Genomic DNA, 14,143 nt, shown 5'->3' on the forward strand with positions numbered 1-14,143 from the left:
AGATCATCAAGCGAAACCGGCCGACGCGAGAAACGCGCGGCTCGCGGCCACGTCGCGCAGGCTCGTGCCGGCATTGCGCGGGTCGCGCTCCTGTTCGATCGTGATGTAGCCGGCGTAGCCGATCTCGTCGAGCGCCTGCTTGATCGACCGGTAGTCGAGCATGCCCTTGCCGATCGGGCACATCACGCCGCGCGCGCAAGCCGCGAAGAACGCGATGTGCTCGCCCATCACCGCGTCGTACACGGCCGCGTCGATGTCCTTGAAATGCACGTAGTCGAGGCGCGCCGCGTGGCGGCGCAGCCAGGTTTCCGGATCCATGCCCGAGTAGTACAGATGGCCCGTATCGAGACAGAGGCCCGCCGTGTCGGCGGGAATGTCGGCGACGATCCGGTCGATCTCGTCCGCGAACTCGATATAGCCGCCCGCATGCGGATGGATCACCGTGCGTACGCCGAATTCGTCGCGCGCGATCGTCGCGATCTGCCGGATGTGCTCGACCATCGTCGACCAGCTTGCGTCCGACAGCCGTGGCGCGCGATCGGCGTGGCCGGCCGCGTAATCGCGCTCCTCGTGGCCCCAGTCCATCACGACCAGATACGGCGCCGCGTAGCGCTGGCCGTCCTGCGTCGGCAGTTTCGGCAGCCGCGTGATCAGCGCGCAGATCTCGCGCGTCTGGCGTAACAGGTTCGGCAGGTTCTCCAGCGAGACGAGATCGTCGAAGATCGTGCCGGCGGTGATGCTCAGGCGCTGCCGCTCGAGCTCCGCGCTCACCACGTCGAGTTCCAGCGGGATGTAGCCGTATGGCCCAAGCTCGATACCCGAGTAGCCGGCCTCGGCCGCCTCGGCGAGCACCTGCCGCCACGGCGGCAGGTGCGGGTTCTTCACGTCGTCGACGCCCCAGCAGCACGGTGCGCAACCCATCTTCATCGTCATGTCGGTCAGTCCGGCAAGTAGGCGGCTGCGGTTCAGCCGCGATAGAACGCAGGGCGTTCGGCCATCGCGATCGGCTCGACCGCCCCGCTCTTTTGCGCACGCACGCAGGCGTCGGCCGCGACTGCCGCCGCGTAGCCGTCCCAGGCGGACGGCCCGGTCAGCACGCCCTGTCGCACGCCGTCGATGAACGCCTGCAGCTCGACGTCGTACGACGCGATGAAGCGTTCCTTCCAGTCGGTCATGATCTCGACCGACTGCCGCGCCGCATGCTTGAGCCCCACGGCCGGCGGATCGGGCAGCTTCGCGATGCCCTGCTCGCCCACCACCTCGCACTGGATGTCGTAGCCGTACTGGCAGTTCACGAAGATCTCGACGTCGATACGCACGCCGCTCGCGGTTTCCAGCAGCACGATCTGCGGATCGGCGAGATGCGAGGACGCATGGCGCGTCTTCTTCGGATAGACGACCTGCGTACTCACGTAGTCTTCGCCGAGCAGCCAGCGCAGCACGTCGAGTTCGTGGATCAGCGTGTCGGTGATCGCCATGTCGGTCGTGTAGCGCTCGCCGACCGACTGGTTGCGGTGCGCGCAATGCAGCATCAGCGGCGCGCCGATCTCGCCGCTGTCGATCACGCGCTTCAGCGCGCGATAGCCTTCGTCGTACGGACGCATGAAGCCGACCTGCACGAGCCGCTTGCCGTGCGCCGCTTCGGCTTCGACGATCCGCATGCAGCCTTCGGCCGTGACGGCGAGCGGCTTCTCGCAGAACACGGGCTTGCCGTGCGCGATCGCGTCGAGCACGAACGCTTCGTGCGTCGGCCCCCATGACGTGACGAGCACGGCCTGCACGTCGGCGGCCGCGACCACCTCGTGGCCGTCGCCGTAGATCTCGGCGTCGAGCGCGTACTTCGTCACCGCGTCGCGCGCCTGCTGCGGATCGATGTCGTTGACGGCCACGACGCGCGCGCCGGACAGCGTGCGGGTCAGTCTGCGAATATGGTCCTGGCCGATCGCACCGCAGCCGATCACGCCGATTTGCAAGGTCATCTAAGAGTCTCCAGTCGTTCATTGGCGGTGCGGCACGCGCCGCACCGGTCAGTCATTCGTCAGCGCGCCGAGCGATCGAAATGACGATCGACGTAGCGCCGGATCGTGTCGCGCATGTAGCGCGACGATGCTTCCGCGCGGTCCTCCCACGCGAACACGCACGACGACATCACGCCGTCGAAGCCTGCCGCGCCGAGCGCCCGGAAGAACACGTCCCAGTCGATCTCGCCCTGCCCGATGTCGAGATGCTGGTGCACGCGAATCTGGTTCGAACCCGGCGGGTTCACGATGTAGCGCAGCTGGCTGCTCTTGCGGTGGTCGAAGGTGTCGGCCACGCGCACGTGCGCGAGGATCGGCGCGGCCTGCGCGATCATCGCGGCCATGTCTTCGCCGTAGTAGAACGTGTGCGGCGCGATGTACGACAGCTTCAGCGACGGCGAACCGAGGTTCGTGACGATGTCGATCGCGGGCTGCAGCTGCTCGATCCAGTCCTCCGGATGCGGCTCGACCGACAGCACGATGCGTTCGCGTTCGAGGATCGGCAGCAGCTCGTCCATCGAACGGAACCACGCGGCTTCGCACAGCTCCTTCGGGTTCGCGCCGGGTCGTTCCCCGACCGAGCGCTCCGGCGACGCGCCGCGCCCGAACTCCGACACCATCAGCGCGCACTCCATTTCGACCGCCACCTCGATCGCCTTCTTCCAGCAGCGCACGGCCCATTGACGCTCATCCTCGAACGGGCTCGCCCAGCGGTACATCGGCTGCAGCGACGCAAGGCCGACGCCGCTCGCGCGCATCGCCTGCCGGAACGCGGCCATCCGTTCGCGCGTGGCGCGCGGCATCACCCACCAGTCGAGGAAATCGCTGCGCGGCGACAGCTCGATCTGGTCGTAGCCGAGCTCGGCCACCGCGTGCGGCAGGCGGTCGAGCGGCAGGTGGCGAATCATGTAGGGGTCCAGCGCGATCTTCATCGAATGTCCTCGACGGTGGCGGGTACCGGACCCAGGCGGCGGCACGTGCCGCCCGCGTCCGGCGATGCTTGACGGGTCAGCGGCGCTTCTTCTTGTTGCGATACTGGTCGGCGATCACGGCCGCGACGATGATCGCGCCCTTCACCATCTCCTGGTAATACGCGTCGATGCGGATGAACGTGAAGCCCGACGTCATCACGCCGAGGATCAGCACGCCGATCACGGTGCCCGTCACGCGGCCGAGGCCGCCCGACAGCGACGTGCCGCCGATCACGACGGCCGCGATCGCGTCGAGTTCGTACATCACGCCCATGCCCGACTGGCCCGAGATCGCACGCGCGGCCGTCACGGTGCCGGCGATCCCGCTCAGCAGGCCGGCGATCGCGTAGACGAAGATCAGGTGTCGCGTGACGTTGATACCCGACACGACGGCCGCGTGGCGGTTCGCGCCGATCGCATAGGTGTACTTGCCGAAGCGCGTGTAGCGCAGCACGACGTGGAAGATCGCGGCGATCACGAGAAAGATGATCACCGGATTGGCGCCTGCGCCGATGGCCGCGAACGGGTCGGTCAGCATCGACACCGGCATCCCGTTGGTGAACCACTTCGCGAAGCCGCGCGCGGCCACCATCGTGCCGAGCGTCGCGATGAACGGCGGGATGCCCGTCATCGCGATCAGCGAGCCGTTCAGCAGGCCGACCAGCAGCCCGACGCACACGCCGGCCAGCACCGGCCAGATGATCGGCAGGTCGGTCAAGTGCGGAAACACCGCGCGCGGGAAGTCGGACACCTGCGCGAGACTCGCCGAGACGACCGCCGCGGCGGCCACGACCGAGCCCGACGACAGGTCGATCCCACTGGTGATGATCACGAGGTTCACGCCGACCGCGATGATGCCGATCACGGCCATCTGCAGCACGATGATCTCGAGCCGTTCGGCATTGAACAGGAAGCTCTGGCCGACGACGATCCAGCCGACGATCTCGAAGAACAGGCTGATGCCGACGAGCACGAGGAAGATGCTCAGTTCGGGCGGCCACTTCGTGTGCCGCGCCTTGAGGGTCATGGTCTGCGCATCCGCGACCGGGTTCAGGTTGCCCATTGCTTTGTCTCCAATCTTGTTTCGGCTCAACGCGACGCGAGATCCATGATGCGGACCTGGTCAGCGTCCTTGCGATCGACGATGCCGGTCATGCGCCCTTCGTGCATCACCATCACGCGATCGCTCATTCCCAGCACTTCCGGCATTTCCGACGAGATCATCAGCACCGCGACGCCCTTGCCGGCGAGCGCGCTGACGAGCCGGTGGATCTCGGCCTTCGCGCCGACGTCGATGCCGCGCGTCGGCTCGTCGAGGATCAGGATGCGCGGCTGCGTGAGCAGCCACCGGCCGATCAGCACCTTCTGCTGGTTGCCGCCCGACAGATTCTGGATTTCCTCGTGCAGCCCGGGCGACTTCACGCGCAGCATCCGGCTCATTTCCTCGCAGTCGCGTTTCAGTTGCGCCTGCTGCACGAAATTGAACTTCACGTAGCGGTTGCTGAGCACCGCTGCTTCCATGTTCGCGAGCAGGTCGAGATTCAGGAAGCAGCCGGTGTCCTTGCGGTCTTCGGTGAGGAAGGCCATCCCGTGCTTCATCGCCTGCGCGGGCGTCGCAATGCGCACCGGCTTGCCGTCGATCCGGATCTCGCCCGTCGTGGCCGGCACGACGCCGAACAGCGCCTCCGCGACGTTCGAGCGCCCCGAGCCGACGAGGCCGGCCACGCCGAGGATCTCGCCCGCGCGCAGCTCGAAGCTCACGTCGCGGAACACGCCGTCGACGCCGAGGTTCTGCACCGACAGCACGACCTCGCCGATCGGCACCTCCTCCTTCGGGAACATCTGCGTGATCTCGCGCCCGACCATCATGCGGATGATGTCGTCGCGCGTGACATCGCTCGACGCATGCGTGCCGATGTACTTGCCGTCGCGGAACACCGAGAACTCGTCGGCGATCTCGAACAGCTCGTTCATCTTGTGCGTGATGTAGACGATGCCCTTGCCCTGCTCGCGCAGCTGGCGAATGATCCGGAACAGGTGCGTGACTTCCTTGTCGGTCAGCGCGGAGGTCGGCTCGTCCATGATCAGCACGTCGGAGTCGAACGACACGGCCTTCGCGATCTCGACCATCTGGCGGCTCGCGACCGTCAGCGTGCGCACGTCGGTTTCCGGATCGATGTCGATCGACAGCCGCTCGAACAACTCGGCCGTCTGGCGGCGCAGCGCCGCGTGATCGATCAGGCCGAAACGGTTCTTCGGTTCGCGGCGGATCCAGATGTTCTCCGCGACCGTCATGTACGGCATCAGGTTGAGTTCCTGGTGGATCATCGCGATGCCGCGATCGAGCGCATCGAGCGGGCCGTTCAGCACGACGGGCTCGCCGTTGATCAGGATCTCGCCCTGGTCAGGTGTGTAGACGCCCGCGATGATCTTCATCAGCGTCGACTTGCCCGCGCCGTTCTCGCCCATCAACGCATGGACGGTGCCGCGACGCACGCGGAACTGCACGCCGTCGAGCGCGACGACGCCGGGAAAGGACTTGCCGACGCCGCGCACCTCGAGCACGCAGTCGGCCGCGGAAAAAGCCGGCGGGGCCGACGAGCCGGTCGAGCCGGACGAAGCGGCCGGCGCATCGTCGCCGGCCATCGGGCGCGCGATCCTGGCTGTAAACATGGACGTTCCTCGACGAGTCGCGCGCGAACCCGGCCATGCCGGGCCCGCGCAGTTCAACGGTTCACCGGTCAGTGCTTCGCGTACTGGTTCATGTTCTCGGGCGTCACGAGCTCGAACGGCACGTTCACGTAGCGATCGACGGGCTGCTTCTTCGCGAGCTTGAGCGCGGCCGCGACGGCCTGCTGCCCCTGCCCGGCCGCGTTCTGGTAGACCGACACCTTCAGCTCGCCGCTCTTCATCGACGCGAGGCCGTCCGGCGTCGCGTCGATGCCGGCGACGATCGTCTTCGGCGTCCACTTGCGCGCAGCCTTCAGCGCGTTGATCGCGCCGATCGCCATCTCGTCGTTGTTGGAGATGATCGCGTCGTACTTCATGCCGGAGCTCAGCCAGTTCATCGTGATGTCCTGACCCTGCGTGCGGCTCCACTTGCCTTCGCGCTTGTCGACGATCTTCATGCCCGCGCAATCCTTCGTCGCGATCACGTCCTCGATGTCCTTGGTGCGGGCGCGCGCCGATTCGTTGGACAGCTCACCCATCAGCACGAGGAGGTCGCCCTTGCCGCCGAGCAGCTTGCACACCTGGCGCGCCTGCAGCGTGCCCGACTGCTTCTCGTCGGACGCGACCACGGCGACGCCGGCCGGCAGCTTGTCGAAATCGACCGGCTTGCGGTTCACGTACACGAGCGGGATCTTCGCGGCCGTCACCATCTTGGTGATCTTCGGCGTCGCGTCGGTATCGACCGCGTTCACGATGATCGCGTCGACCTTCTGCGCAATCATGTTCTGGACCTGGCTCAACTGCTTGCCGACGTCGTTGCCGCCGTCCTCGATCTGTACCGTCGCGCCGTCCTTCTTCGCCGAATCGGCGATGCCGTTGCGCAGGATGGTCAGGAACGTGTCGTCGAACGACGCCATCGTCACGCCGATCTTCTCGGCATGCGCGAGCGGCGCAGCCAGGATCGCGGCGGCCGCGACGGCCATCAGCTTGGTCTTCATGATCAATCTGTCTCCTCATCTCCGGGGGGCGGAAGACGGCGCGTTGCGCGCCGCCGGGCCGAGTCCGATACGGACTGAAGCATCCGGATGAAACTGTAGATCACTTCCTCGAAAATTTGGAAATTTATTTCTACGTGATTTCACCTAGGGAACTGCATTTCCAAAAAGTCTAGACTCCGTTCCGTAGCCCGATTCCTTGCGGCAGGCAGTCCCGCGTCGTGCAGCACACGGTGCGGATCACCGCCAGAGGATCGGTCCCCTAATCCGCCGGCATCGCCGAACGCCGGCCGCGAGCGTGACACGTGATATGAGCCTGCTGAACTTTCCGAGTGACCGCCCCATCGATCTCGCCTGCCTCGGCCGCGTGGCCGTGGATCTCTATGCGCAGCAGTACGGCAGCCGCCTGGAAGACGCGCGCAGTTTCCAGATGTATCTCGGCGGCTCGTCCGGCAACGTCGCGTTCGGCGTGGCCCGGCTCGGGCTGAGGACCGCGATGATCTCGCGCGTCGGCGACGAGCAGATGGGCCGCTTCCTGCGCGAGACGCTCGAGCGCGAAGGCTGCGACACGAGCCAGCTGCAGACCGACCGCGAACGCCTCACCGCGCTGGTGCTGCTCGGGCTGAAGGATCGCGACACGTTCCCGCTGCTGTTCATGCGCGAGAACTGCGCGGACATGGCCGTGCGCGCCGACGAGATCCGCGAGGACTTCATCGCCGGCTGCCGCGCGCTCGCGATCACCGGCACACACCTGTCGACGCCGGGCACGCGCGAAGCGTCGCTGACCGCGCTCGGTTATGCGCGTCGCCATGGTGTCGTGCGAATTCTCGATATCGACTACCGGCCCGTGCTGTGGGGGCTGACCGCGCGCGGCGCGGGCGAAAACCGCTACGTGCCGGATGCGCAGGTGACGCGTCAGCTGCAGCAGGTGCTCGGCGAATTCGACCTGCTGGTCGGCACCGAGGAGGAATTCCTGATCGCGGGCGGCGTGCCGCACGACGTGATCGGCTCGTTGCAGGCGGTGCGCAAGATCACGAACGCGACGCTGGTCGTCAAGCGCGGCGCGCTCGGCTGCTGCGTGATCGAGGGCGACATTCCGGCCCGCCTCGACGATGCGCCGACCTTCCTCGGCGAACGCGTCGAGGTGCTCAACGTGCTCGGCGCGGGTGACGCGTTCCTGTCGGGCCTGCTGTCGGGGCTGCTGCGCGGTCGCGACTGGGCCGAGTCGACACGCATCGCGAACGCGTGCGGCGCGATCGTCGTGTCGCGCCATGCGTGCTCAGCCGCGATGCCGACGCCGGCCGAGCTCGCGCACTGGTTCGACGGCAGCCGCAATCCGGTGGTCGACGCCGACCACACGCTCGCGCACCTGCATCGCGTGACGGTGCCGCGCCGCGAATGGGACGACCTGTGCGTAATGGCGTTCGACCATCGCAGCCAGTTCTACGAACTCGCGGTGCAGGCCGGCGCGGACGAAGCGCGGATCAAGACGCTGAAGCGCCTGCTCGTGCGCGCGGTGGAACAAGTCGAGCGCGATCGTCAAATCGAAGGCCACGTCGGCGTGCTGATCGACGGCGGCGGCTACGGCAGCGACGCGCTTGCGTCGGCCACCGGGCGCGGCTGGTGGGTCGGCCGCCCGGTCGAGCTGCCGGGCTCGCGGCCGCTGCGTTTCGACGAAACGCGCTCGGTCGGCTCGTCGCTCACGCACTGGCCGACCGAGCAGGTCGTGAAGTGCCTCGTTCACTATCACCCCGACGACCAGGTCGACCTGCGCGTCGAACAGGAGCAGCGCGTACTGGAACTGTGGGAAGCCACGCGCGCCAGCGGCAACGAGCTGCTGCTGGAAATGATTCCGCCGCGCGCGGTCACGCCGGCCGGCACCGAGGACGATGCGGTGCTACGCACGATCGCGCGCTTCTACAACCTCGGCGTGATGCCCGAATGGTGGAAGCTCACGCCGCTGAGCGCCGACGGCTGGGCGCGGCTCGAAGCGCTGATCGCCGAGCGCGATCCGCACTGCCGCGGCGCGGTGATCCTCGGGCTGAACCAGCCGCTGGACTATCTCGTCGACAGCTTCCGCTCGGCGACCAACCCGATCGTCAAGGGCTTCATGGTCGGGCGCACGCTGTGGGCCGATGCGTCGCTGAACTGGTTCGCCGGCCGGATCGACGACCAGGCACTGATCGACGAAGTCGCCGGCAATTTCGCGCAGCTCGTGGATGCGTGGCTCGGCCGCCGTGCCGCAGCCGCCCGCGCCGCCGCAGCCTGACGCGACGCCCGCGATGACCCACTCCTCTTCACCGACCGACATGACCTCTACCGTGAGACTGACCGTCAGCCAGGCGCTCGTGCGCTACCTGGCCGCCCTGCGCGCCGAAGTCGTCCAGCCCGACGGCCGCACCGAGATCCTGCCGTACTGCGGCGGCGTGTTCGCGATCTTCGGCCACGGCAACGTGGCCGGGCTCGGCGAGGCGCTGCATGCTGAGAAAGACCGGCTGCCGACCTTCCGCGCCCACAACGAGCAAGGGATGGCCAATGCGGCCGTCGCGTTCGCGAAAGCGAATTTCCGCCAGCGGATGATGGCCGTGACGTCGAGCATCGGCCCCGGCGCGACCAACATGCTGACGTCGGCCGCGCTCGCGCACGTCGGCCGTCTGCCGTTGTTGCTGCTGCCCGGCGACGTGTTCGTGTCGCGGCTGCCCGACCCGGTGCTGCAGCAGGTCGAGGATTTCGAACAGGGCGACGTCAGCGCGAACGACTGCTTCCGGCCGGTGACGCGCTACTTCGACCGGATCACGTCGCCCGAGCAACTGCTCGTCGCGCTGCCGCGCGCGATCCAGGTGATGACCGATCCCGCGCAATGCGGCCCCGTGTGCCTCGCGTTGCCGCAGGACGTGCAGACCTTCGCATACGACTGGCCCGAGGATTTCTTCGCGCCGCCGGTGATCCGGATGCGCCGGCCGCCGGCCGACGCGCTCGAGCTCGCCGATGCGCTCGACTTGCTGAAGGCCGCGAAGAAACCGCTGATCGTCGCGGGCGGCGGCGTGCTGTACAGCCAGGCGTGGGACGCGCTGCGCGCGTTCGCCGACACGCATGGCGTGCCGGTCGCCGAATCGCAGGCCGGCAAGGGCAGCCTCGCGTGGGACCATCCGCTGAATCTCGGCTCGATCGGCGTGACGGGCTCGCCTGCCGCGAACCGCGCGGCCGCGCAGGCCGACGTGGTGTTCGCGGTCGGCACGCGGCTGCAGGACTTCACGACCGGCTCGCATGCGCTCTACGGTAACGCGACGCTATTGAGCCTGAACGTGCAGCCGTTCGACGCGGGCAAGAAACGCGGCCGGCAACTGGTGGCCGATGCGCGCACGGGCCTCGGCCAGCTGTCGGCCGCGCTGGCCGGCTGGCACGCCGATCCCGCGTGGACGGCAGGCAACCGCGACCAGGCCGCCGCGTGGAACGCGCGCGTGACCGAGCTGACGACACGCGTGCCGACCGACACGCTGCCGTACGACGCCGAGGTGATCGGCGCGGTGCGCGATTCCGCAACCGACGCGGGGCGCGACAGCGCGCACGACGACCTCGTCGTGTGCGCGGCCGGCACGCTGCCGGCCGAACTGCACAAGCTGTGGCGCAGCGGCGTGGCGGGCAACTACCACATGGACTATGCATACTCGTGCATGGGCTACGAGGTCGCGGGCGGCCTCGGCGCGAAGCTCGCGCGGCCGGAGCGCGAAGTGATCGTGATCGTCGGCGACGGCTCGTACATGATGCTCAACGCCGAACTCGCGACGTCGGTGATGCTCGGCCGCAAGATCATCGTCGTGATCCTCGACAACCGCGGCTACGGTTGCATCGAGCGGCTGCAACTGAATTGCGGCGGCGCGAGCTTCAACAACATGCTCGACGACTGCGTGCCGGAGGGCGGCGAGCGCTCGACGATCGATTTCGCGATGCATGCGCGCGCGATGGGCGCCGAAGCCGTGCACGTGCGCGACATCGGCGAGCTGCGCAGCGAAATGAAACGCGCCCGCGCGGCGAAGAAGAGCCAGGTGCTCGTGATCGACACCACGCACCGCCGCACGACCGACGACGGCGGCGCATGGTGGGAAGTCGCCGTGCCACAAGTATCCGAACGCGCCGGCGTCGAGTCGGCACACCGCGCGTACCTCGATGCGAAGACCCGGCAGCGGCGCTGATGGCGCGCACTGCCCACGAACCCTCCCCCGCGAACAACACATTCGAACCAAGGAAGCACGTCATGAGCTGGAACGTCCGCATCGGTATCAATCCCCTGTCGTGGATGAACGACGACCTGCCGTCGCTCGGCGGCGAGACGCCGCTCGAAACAGCGCTGAAGGAAGGCGCCGAAATCGGCTACGCGGGCTTCGAGCTCGGCAACAAGTTTCCGAAGACGGGCCCCGAGCTGAAAGCGAAGCTCGCCGAGTTCGGCCTCGTGTGCGTGTCGGGCTGGTATTCGGGCTTCCTGGCCGAGGTCGAGCCGGGCATGAGCGACGCCGATGCGGTCGCCGCCGAGATCGAGCGCTGCCGCGCGCACATGACGAAGCTGCAGTACAACGACGTGAAGGTGGTGGTCTACGGCGAATGCGCGGGCACGATCCAGGGCAACATCGACACGCCGGTCGCGAAGCGGCCGCGCTTCGTCGACGATGAAGCCTGGCGGCGCTACGCGGCGCGTCTGGACGCATTCGGCGCGCACCTGCTCGACACGTACGGGATCAAGCTCGCCTACCATCACCACATGGGCGCGTACGTCGAGTCGCCCGACGACGTCGACCGGCTGATGGCGCTGACCGACCCGGCGAAGGTGTTCCTGCTGTTCGATACCGGCCATGCGTATTTCGGCGGCGCGGCCGACCCGGTGACGCTGCTGAAGAAACATGTGTCGCGGGTGGTCCACGTGCATTGCAAGGACGTGCGGCCGCAGGTCGTCACGCAGGCGCGCAACGACGGCTGGAGCTTCCTGAACGGCGTGATCAACGGCACCTTCACGGTGCCGGGCGACGGCGCGCTCGACTACGAGGCAACGCTGCACACGCTGAAGGACGCCGGCTACGAAGGCTGGCTCGTCGTCGAGGCCGAGCAGGATCCGGCCGTCGCACCGAGCTATGCGTATGCAAAGAAGGGTTACGAATCGCTGCGCGCGATCGTCGACCGGTTGAGCACGTGAACGCATGAGCCCTACTCTATTGCGGAGCCCCACCCCATGACGATTTCTCCCCTGCTGGTCAAGGCTTCTGCCGACCGCGAAATCTGCAACGTCACACCCGAGTCGGCCGGCTGGAAGCACGTCGGTTTCCGAGCACTGCGCCTGAAGGCCGGCGACACCGAAACGCTCGACACCGGCACGCGCGAGCTGTGCGTCGTCGTGCTCACCGGCACGGTGCGCGCGGACGTCGACGGCAACACCTACGATGCGCTCGGCAAGCGCGACAGCGTCTTCGAGGACGTGTCGCCGGACGCACTGTACGTGCCGGGCGGCAAGACGGTCACGCTGGTCGCGACGCGCGATGCGGAAATCGCGCTGTGCACCGCGCCGTACGCGAGCGGCGACAAGCCCGTGCAACGCCTCGACGGCGAGCGGATGCGCCGCTCGGTACGTGGGCAAGGCACCAACACGCGCTACGTGTGCGACATCCTGATGGGCGACAACCCGGCCGCCGACCGGCTGCTCGTGGTCGAGGTCGTCACGCCGGCCAGCCATTCGAGCAGCTATCCGCCGCACAAGCACGATCGCGACGCGGCGCCCGACGAAACGTCGCTCGAGGAAACCTATTACCACCGGATCGATCCGCCGCAGGGTTTCGCATTCCAGCGCGTGTACACGGACGATCGCAGCCTCGACGAAGCGTGCGCGGTCGAGGACCACGACGTCGTGATGGTGCCGCGCGGCTACCACCCGGTGGTCGCGCCGCACGGTTACAACCTGTACTACCTGAACGTGATGGCCGGGCCGAGCCGCGCGTGGGCGTTCAAGAACGATCCCGCGCACGAATGGATGCTCGACGCACCGAAGCGCTGATGGAAAGACGGGCCCGCGCGCGGCCCGTGACGATGCGACGCCCGGCACGCGCACCCAGAGCCGGCGACGCCACGGAGCCGCCATGGTGACGACCCTCTTTCGCCTCGAACCCCAAGCCTTCGACGACGACGCGTCGAACCCCGCGCTGCCGCGCTTCAATGCGGAGGTCGCTCGTCGGATGGGGGAGATCGCGGTCAACCTTGCGTCGCGTCGCGGGCTGCCGATCGCCGTGAGCATCGTCGGCGAGCAGGCGCCGCTGTTCTACTGTGCACTCGACGGCAGCCACGCCGATGACAGCGACGCGATCCGCCGGCGGCAGAACACGGTATTGCGCTTCGGCCTCAGTTCGCTCGCGGTCGGCGAGCGCTTTCGCCGCGCCGGCTGGTCGCTGCAGTCGCAGGGGCTGTCGGACGACGACTATGCGCTCGACGGCGGCGGCGTGCCGTTGCGGATCGCCGGTGCCGGCATCGTCGGCGCGATGACGATCGCGGGACTCGACTCGGAACACAATCACGCGCTCGTCGTCGAGAGCCTGCAGTGGCACGTCGGCCGTTACGCGCTCGCGATGCACGCGTAACGGCACGGGCGGCGCGACCGGCGCGGACGTGCCGATGCCCCGCCCTGCGCGATCAGTTCAACCCGCCGCTCACGACGAGATGCTCGCCGGTCATCCAGCGTGCATCGTCCGATGCGAGGAACACGGCAACCGACGCGATGTCGTCCGGCTCGCCGAGGCGGCCGAGCGGCGTCTCGCTGCGCACCTGCTTGTCGAGATCGGAACCGATGATGCCCGCGCTGTGCGTGCCCTCGGTCACGATCATCCCCGGGTTGATCGCGTTCACGCGAATCTTGCGCGGGCCGAGTTCGAGCGCGAGCACGCCGGTGATCGCGTCGACCGCGCCCTTGGTACCGCTATAGACGGCGCTGGCGGGCGGCGTGATGCTGGTCACGACCGAGCTGATGTTGATGATGCTCGCGCCTTCGCCGAGATGCTTGACGGCTGCCTGCGTCATCAGCAGCACGCCGAACACGTTCGTGTCGAACTGGCGGCGGTAATGTTCTTCCGTGATCGCCTCGATCGCGCCGAATTCGTACACGCCGGAATTGTTGACGAGCACGTCGAGACGGCCGTACGTGTCGATCGCCGTATCGACGATGCGCTGCGCGTCGGCTGCCTTCGACACGTCGCCGCCCACCGCGACCGCGCGGCCGCCGGCTTCGACGATCGCACCGACGACCGCGTCGGCACCCGCCTTGCTGCTCGCATAGTTGACGACGACCGATGCGCCTTCCGCGGCCAGCGCCTTCGCGATCGCCGCGCCGATGCCCTTCGATCCGCCGGTGACGATTGCGACCTTGTTTGCCAGCTTGCTCATGATTTCATTCCTCAGTCCAAGACTTTCGATGGATGGCGCCGGTTGCCGCGCGGGTACCTGGATGCGTGGAGGCGGC

The 14,143-nt window shown here is 67.5% G+C and carries 12 protein-coding genes; 5 read left to right on the forward strand and 7 right to left on the reverse strand.

All coding sequences use genetic code 11. From position 1 onward, the window contains the following. Positions 1-6: 6 nt before the first annotated feature. The 6 genes from BDO18943_RS08455 to BDO18943_RS08480 all read right to left on the reverse strand — a co-directional run bounded on the left by BDO18943_RS08455 (position 7) and on the right by BDO18943_RS08480 (position 6,657). On the reverse strand, positions 7-933 hold the full coding sequence (locus BDO18943_RS08455; RefSeq protein WP_175021939.1) for a TIM barrel protein: 927 nt from the start codon (positions 931-933) through the stop codon (positions 7-9). Positions 934-965: 32 nt separating this feature from the next. Beyond that, the gene (locus BDO18943_RS08460; protein ID WP_043182495.1) at positions 966-1,979 is read right to left on the reverse strand and encodes a Gfo/Idh/MocA family protein; all 1,014 of its coding nucleotides are present in this window, start codon (positions 1,977-1,979) and stop codon (positions 966-968) included. Positions 1,980-2,038: 59 nt separating this feature from the next. Further along, positions 2,039-2,950, reverse strand: a complete 912-nt coding sequence (locus BDO18943_RS08465; protein ID WP_175021940.1) for a sugar phosphate isomerase/epimerase family protein — start codon at positions 2,948-2,950, stop codon at positions 2,039-2,041. Positions 2,951-3,026: 76 nt separating this feature from the next. After that, a complete protein-coding gene (locus BDO18943_RS08470) occupies positions 3,027-4,052 on the reverse strand; it encodes an ABC transporter permease (RefSeq protein WP_175021941.1) in 1,026 nt (341 codons plus the stop codon). 26 nt (positions 4,053-4,078) lie between these two features. Next, positions 4,079-5,662: a sugar ABC transporter ATP-binding protein gene (locus BDO18943_RS08475; protein ID WP_175021942.1), complete on the reverse strand. Its 1,584-nt coding sequence runs from the start codon at positions 5,660-5,662 to the stop codon at positions 4,079-4,081. Between the two features lie 68 nt (positions 5,663-5,730). Then, a complete protein-coding gene (locus tag BDO18943_RS08480; protein ID WP_175021943.1) occupies positions 5,731-6,657 on the reverse strand; it encodes a sugar ABC transporter substrate-binding protein in 927 nt (308 codons plus the stop codon). Positions 6,658-6,964: 307 nt separating this feature from the next. Between BDO18943_RS08480 and BDO18943_RS08485 the strand changes: the two genes are divergently transcribed. From BDO18943_RS08485 to BDO18943_RS08505, 5 genes are all read left to right on the forward strand, one after another. Beyond that, entirely contained in the window at positions 6,965-8,923 is a 1,959-nt protein-coding gene (locus BDO18943_RS08485) for a bifunctional 5-dehydro-2-deoxygluconokinase/5-dehydro-2-deoxyphosphogluconate aldolase (RefSeq protein WP_175021944.1), read from the forward strand. Positions 8,924-8,963: 40 nt separating this feature from the next. Next, positions 8,964-10,847 carry a 3D-(3,5/4)-trihydroxycyclohexane-1,2-dione acylhydrolase (decyclizing) gene (gene iolD, locus BDO18943_RS08490; RefSeq protein ID WP_175021981.1) on the forward strand — a complete coding sequence of 628 codons (1,884 nt, stop codon included), beginning with the start codon at positions 8,964-8,966 and terminating at the stop codon, positions 10,845-10,847. Positions 10,848-10,909: 62 nt separating this feature from the next. Continuing rightward, a complete protein-coding gene (iolE, locus tag BDO18943_RS08495) occupies positions 10,910-11,839 on the forward strand; it encodes a myo-inosose-2 dehydratase (RefSeq protein ID WP_175021945.1) in 930 nt (309 codons plus the stop codon). A gap of 36 nt (positions 11,840-11,875) precedes the next feature. Next, complete coding sequence (gene iolB, locus BDO18943_RS08500) at positions 11,876-12,691, forward strand: 5-deoxy-glucuronate isomerase (protein ID WP_175021946.1); 816 nt, start codon at positions 11,876-11,878, stop codon at positions 12,689-12,691. 82 nt (positions 12,692-12,773) lie between these two features. Beyond that, on the forward strand, positions 12,774-13,268 hold the full coding sequence (locus tag BDO18943_RS08505; protein WP_175021947.1) for a heme-degrading domain-containing protein: 495 nt from the start codon (positions 12,774-12,776) through the stop codon (positions 13,266-13,268). A 52-nt stretch (positions 13,269-13,320) separates the two neighbouring features. Here BDO18943_RS08505 and BDO18943_RS08510 read toward each other — a convergent pair whose 3' ends face one another. Next, positions 13,321-14,067 (reverse strand): glucose 1-dehydrogenase, encoded by a 747-nt coding sequence (locus tag BDO18943_RS08510; protein WP_043182481.1) that lies wholly within the window; start codon positions 14,065-14,067, stop codon positions 13,321-13,323. Positions 14,068-14,143: the final 76 nt, after the last annotated feature.

The sequence above is a fragment of the Burkholderia aenigmatica genome, assembly GCF_902499175.1.
Classification (GTDB): domain Bacteria; phylum Pseudomonadota; class Gammaproteobacteria; order Burkholderiales; family Burkholderiaceae; genus Burkholderia; species Burkholderia aenigmatica.

Bases quoted from the DNA above. Each gene is read 5' to 3' on its own strand.
- BDO18943_RS08455 (WP_175021939.1), bottom strand. From the start codon at position 933: ATGACGATGAAGATGGGTTGCGCACCGTGCTGCTGGGGCGTCGACGAC.
- BDO18943_RS08460 (WP_043182495.1), bottom strand. From the start codon at position 1,979: ATGACCTTGCAAATCGGCGTGATCGGCTGCGGTGCGATCGGCCAGGAC.
- BDO18943_RS08465 (WP_175021940.1), bottom strand. From the start codon at position 2,950: ATGAAGATCGCGCTGGACCCCTACATGATTCGCCACCTGCCGCTCGAC.
- BDO18943_RS08470 (WP_175021941.1), bottom strand. From the start codon at position 4,052: ATGGGCAACCTGAACCCGGTCGCGGATGCGCAGACCATGACCCTCAAG.
- BDO18943_RS08475 (WP_175021942.1), bottom strand. From the start codon at position 5,662: ATGTTTACAGCCAGGATCGCGCGCCCGATGGCCGGCGACGATGCGCCG.
- BDO18943_RS08480 (WP_175021943.1), bottom strand. From the start codon at position 6,657: ATGAAGACCAAGCTGATGGCCGTCGCGGCCGCCGCGATCCTGGCTGCG.
- BDO18943_RS08485 (WP_175021944.1), top strand. From the start codon at position 6,965: ATGAGCCTGCTGAACTTTCCGAGTGACCGCCCCATCGATCTCGCCTGC.
- iolD (WP_175021981.1), top strand. From the start codon at position 8,964: ATGACCTCTACCGTGAGACTGACCGTCAGCCAGGCGCTCGTGCGCTAC.
- iolE (WP_175021945.1), top strand. From the start codon at position 10,910: ATGAGCTGGAACGTCCGCATCGGTATCAATCCCCTGTCGTGGATGAAC.
- iolB (WP_175021946.1), top strand. From the start codon at position 11,876: ATGACGATTTCTCCCCTGCTGGTCAAGGCTTCTGCCGACCGCGAAATC.
- BDO18943_RS08505 (WP_175021947.1), top strand. From the start codon at position 12,774: ATGGTGACGACCCTCTTTCGCCTCGAACCCCAAGCCTTCGACGACGAC.
- BDO18943_RS08510 (WP_043182481.1), bottom strand. From the start codon at position 14,067: ATGAGCAAGCTGGCAAACAAGGTCGCAATCGTCACCGGCGGATCGAAG.